The 3,691-nt window shown below is 45.1% G+C and carries 4 protein-coding genes; all 4 read left to right on the top strand.

The features are described from left to right. Positions 1–225 precede the first annotated feature (225 nt). The 4 genes from AB7D94_RS16760 (at position 226) to AB7D94_RS16775 (ending at position 3,531) form a co-directional block, all read left to right on the top strand. The gene (locus AB7D94_RS16760) at positions 226–405 is read left to right on the top strand and encodes a hypothetical protein (RefSeq protein ID WP_420267213.1); all 180 of its coding nucleotides are present in this window, start codon (positions 226–228) and stop codon (positions 403–405) included. 12 nt (positions 406–417) lie between these two features. Further along, positions 418–696 (top strand): nucleotidyltransferase family protein, encoded by a 279-nt coding sequence (locus AB7D94_RS16765; protein ID WP_420267214.1) that lies wholly within the window; start codon positions 418–420, stop codon positions 694–696. Further along, the gene (locus tag AB7D94_RS16770) at positions 696–1,043 is read left to right on the top strand and encodes a HepT-like ribonuclease domain-containing protein (RefSeq protein ID WP_420267215.1); all 348 of its coding nucleotides are present in this window, start codon (positions 696–698) and stop codon (positions 1,041–1,043) included. Before AB7D94_RS16765 ends, AB7D94_RS16770 begins: the two co-directional genes overlap by 1 nt. Positions 1,044–1,158: 115 nt before the next feature. Further along, the gene (locus tag AB7D94_RS16775; protein WP_420267216.1) at positions 1,159–3,531 is read left to right on the top strand and encodes an ATPase, T2SS/T4P/T4SS family; all 2,373 of its coding nucleotides are present in this window, start codon (positions 1,159–1,161) and stop codon (positions 3,529–3,531) included. Positions 3,532–3,691: the final 160 nt, after the last annotated feature.

A 3,691-nucleotide genomic window follows, 5' to 3' on the forward strand; every position in this document is an offset into this window, starting at 1 on the left:
GCACGGGGGCTTTTAACTCTTTTCGCTTCTCTATGTCGGTTATAGGGGTATGGCCAAGTTCCGACATAGGAATTTGCATCTGCCGGGATAACAGATTCTTGATGACATTATTGTTATTTATCATGTCTTCAATCCTTATACGAAAAAATGTTATACTTACAGATATGCTGGCGGGCGGGTTGTGTCTACATCCGCTGATACGATTAGGCGAGGGAGAATGAGGTTATGCTGGAGATAGTAAAAAAATATGTTGTAGATGCTCATAACAACAGGTTGGCTGTTGAGATTGACATTGAGACATTCGGCAAGATTGAGGAGATATTAGAGAACTACGGGCTTTACCGTCTAATGATTGAGGACAATGACCCGGAATCTCTCAGTCTTGACCGCGCGAAGGAATATTAAGAAGAGAAGGTAATGACTCAGGAGATTAAGCATACGATAGTGGATTTCCTCAAACCTTACGGGGTTAAGAGTATTGCCATATTCGGCTCTTACGGAAGAGGGGATTTTTCAGTTAATAGCGACATCGATGTTCTCGTCGAATTTTCGACAAAGATGACCCTCTACGATATAGTAGGCATTGAGCTGGAACTATCGGAGGCACTTGGAATTAAGGTGGATTTATTGACCGAACCTGCTATTAGCCCTTATATGATAGATAATATCAAGAAAAGTCTTGTAAAGATTTACTGATGCGTAGAGATGATTTCGTTTATCTACGACATATCCATGATGCTGTTTGCAGAATCGAACAATACACGAAGGGTATGAACATTGACAGCTTCATTGATAATAGCTTGGTTCAGGCTGGTGTTATAAGGGAGTTGGAAATAATCGGAGAGGCAGCAAAGAGAATAAGCACGGATACGAAAAACAAATGCCACGAAATTCCATGGAGAAAAATGGCCGGAGCAAGGGACAAATTAATACACCAGTACTTCGGAGTTGATATCCATGTGGTTTGGGATACGGTAGATAAGGAAATGCCAGGACTGAAGGCAAATATTGAAGCAGTTCTTAAACGAGAGGGGCTTGCATAGTTTAATTTGAACGGGTCTGTTGGGATAACACCAGCCCTTTACATCGCCGGTCACGATTTGAAATAAAACGCTGCAACGTGTATAATATCGTCTACATGAACCGGAGGACGAGATTGTGACAATCAGAATGAGCAGACAAGACCCTAACGCCAAAAAACTTGGCACGACGTTGCTGGAGGCCGGTGTTATTAGTGAAAAGGAACTGAATGCCGCCCTCACCGAGCAAAAACGAACCGGACACAAACTCGGCAAGGTGCTCATTGACCTGGGGCTTACTACGGAGATGGACATTGTTCACACCCTTGCCGACAACATGGGCCTTGAGTACATCGAGATTAAAAGCGCCATCATAGAGGCAGAGGCCATTAAGGCCGTCCCCGTTAAACTCGCAGAGAAACACCTTGTGCTGCCTATCAATTTTAAAGGTAACCGCATAACCGTCGCAATGTCCGACCCGCTTGACCTTGGGGCAATCAGAGATTTGGAGTTTGTCACAGGCAAAGGCGTAAATCCCGTAGTTGCAACATTATCCGAAATAAGAAGGGGTATTCAGAGCTATTACTACAAGACAAAACCCAGAATGCTGGGAGAGATACTCGTCGAGGCGGGAACCATTAAGCCGGAGCAACTGGAAGTATGTCTCAAAAAACAAAAGACAACCAAAAAGAAACTTGGCGACATTATCACGAAGATGAACTTTGCCTCAGAGACTGAAATCGCGCGCGGGCTTTCGTCTCAACTTAATATGCCATACATTGATTTGACTTTTGTAGCCATACAAACCGATGTGGCCAGATTGATAGACAAGGACTTCGCCCTGAGATATGTCCTTGTCCCGTTGAGCGCCACAAATCGGGTCGTGGAAATAGCTATGGCCAATCCGATGGACATTGACGCCATCAGGGAAGTCAAATACCTGCTTAACAAGGATGTTGAGGTTGTCATTTCCACGCCAACTGAGATAGAAAATGCCATTCGCCGAAATTACGCCGAAGTTTCATTTGACAGGTCAACCGGCGCAACACAGATTGATACGTTTGACCGGCTCAAGGAACTCTTCAACGACCAGGACAATTTAGACTCCAAACTGGACATAAAAACCGAACGCATTGACGTTTATAGCGAGGCTAATAAGCTGTTAAAAGACAGCGAATCCCCACCGGTCATTCAACTCGTAAATAAGATAATCTTCAGCGCCCTTAAAGCCAAGGCAAGCGATATACACATGGAGCCTCACGAAAACTCTTTCAATATCAGATTGCGCGTTGACGGCATAATGTCCGGCCTTACACAGCTTTCAAAGACCTTCGCCCCCTCGGTAGTCTCAAGGATAAAGGTTATGGCCAAGATGGATATATCTGAAAGACGCATCCCGCAAGACGGCGGGATAAAGATAAAAGTTGAAGGCAAGGGGGTTGACCTCAGAGTATCAACTCTGCCCACACAATTTGGCGAAAAGATAGTTATCAGGGTACTTGATCCATCCGCGTCAAATCTGGCATTAACTGATATAGGGTTGTCCGACAAGGATTATCAGGTGGTGTTGGAGATGATAGAAAGGCCACAGGGCCTTGTGATTGTCACAGGACCAACCGGCAGCGGGAAAAGTACCACTTTGTACTCTTCATTGAATCACCTGATGAACGATAGAAGCAACATTGTTACGATTGAGGACCCGGTAGAATATAATCTGAAGGGCGCTAATCAGGTGAACATAAACGATAAGGCCGGACTTACTTTCGCAACCGCTCTGCGCTCCGTGCTAAGACAAGACCCCGACATCATAATGGTAGGAGAGATGCGCGACCCGGAGACCGCCGAAATAGCCATTCAGGCCTCTATAACCGGACATCTTGTGATAAGCACCCTACACACGACCACTGCCGTTGCGGCAGTTACCAGGCTTAAAGGTATGGGTATCAAGAGCCACTTTGTAGCATCATCCCTAAACGGAATAATTGCCCAGCGGCTTGTCAGGAAACTTTGCGACACATGTAAACAACCCTATACACCGTCAGTGGAAGAGCTTATACTGCTGGGTATAAAAGGGGAAAATATAGGTCTCGACGTCAAGTTCTGTAAGGCGGTAGGATGTGATGATTGCGGAGGACGCGGCTTTAGAGGCAGGGTAGGAATTTATGAAATCCTGCCGGCTAATCCAACAGTCAGAAAACTTATCTACGAGGAGGCCGGAGAAAACGACATTTCCCGCGCTGCTTTTGATGTCGGTATGAGTTCTATTATTGAGGATGGACTCAAGAAAACTATGATGGGGATAACGACTCTTGAAGAGGTACTAAGGGTAACCTCCAGCATATCGAGCAGGGAGATGATCATATGCCAAAAATGTATGTTGCCGTTGAGTTCTGATTACGTATTTTGCCCGTTTTGTGGCCATTCGTTGAAACACAAGTGCCCTAAGTGCCTCAATCCAAGAAATCCTGGTTGGAAATTCTGTCCTTTCTGCAATGAAGTGTTTAGTGACTAGCTGATACCTCAATAGAGAAAACTGATATCTATAGTGGACCCATTTGTCAGGACAAAAAATTTTATCTATTGATTTCCATCTGCCGCTCGTTGGCGGCTTCCAGAACTCCGTAAGCGTCAAGAAAACCCCATCTTTACAGTGGGGGTAGCAGATGTCATAA

Origin of the sequence: Candidatus Magnetominusculus dajiuhuensis (assembly GCF_046044395.1) — a bacterium.
GTDB lineage: Bacteria > Nitrospirota > Thermodesulfovibrionia > Thermodesulfovibrionales > Magnetobacteriaceae > Magnetominusculus > Magnetominusculus dajiuhuensis.

What these genes read in the sequence shown, in the direction of transcription:
- AB7D94_RS16760 (WP_420267213.1), top strand. Translation starts at nt 226, where the DNA reads ATGCTGGAGATAGTAAAAAAATATGTTGTAGATGCTCATAACAACAGG.
- AB7D94_RS16765 (WP_420267214.1), top strand. Translation starts at nt 418, where the DNA reads ATGACTCAGGAGATTAAGCATACGATAGTGGATTTCCTCAAACCTTAC.
- AB7D94_RS16770 (WP_420267215.1), top strand. Translation starts at nt 696, where the DNA reads ATGCGTAGAGATGATTTCGTTTATCTACGACATATCCATGATGCTGTT.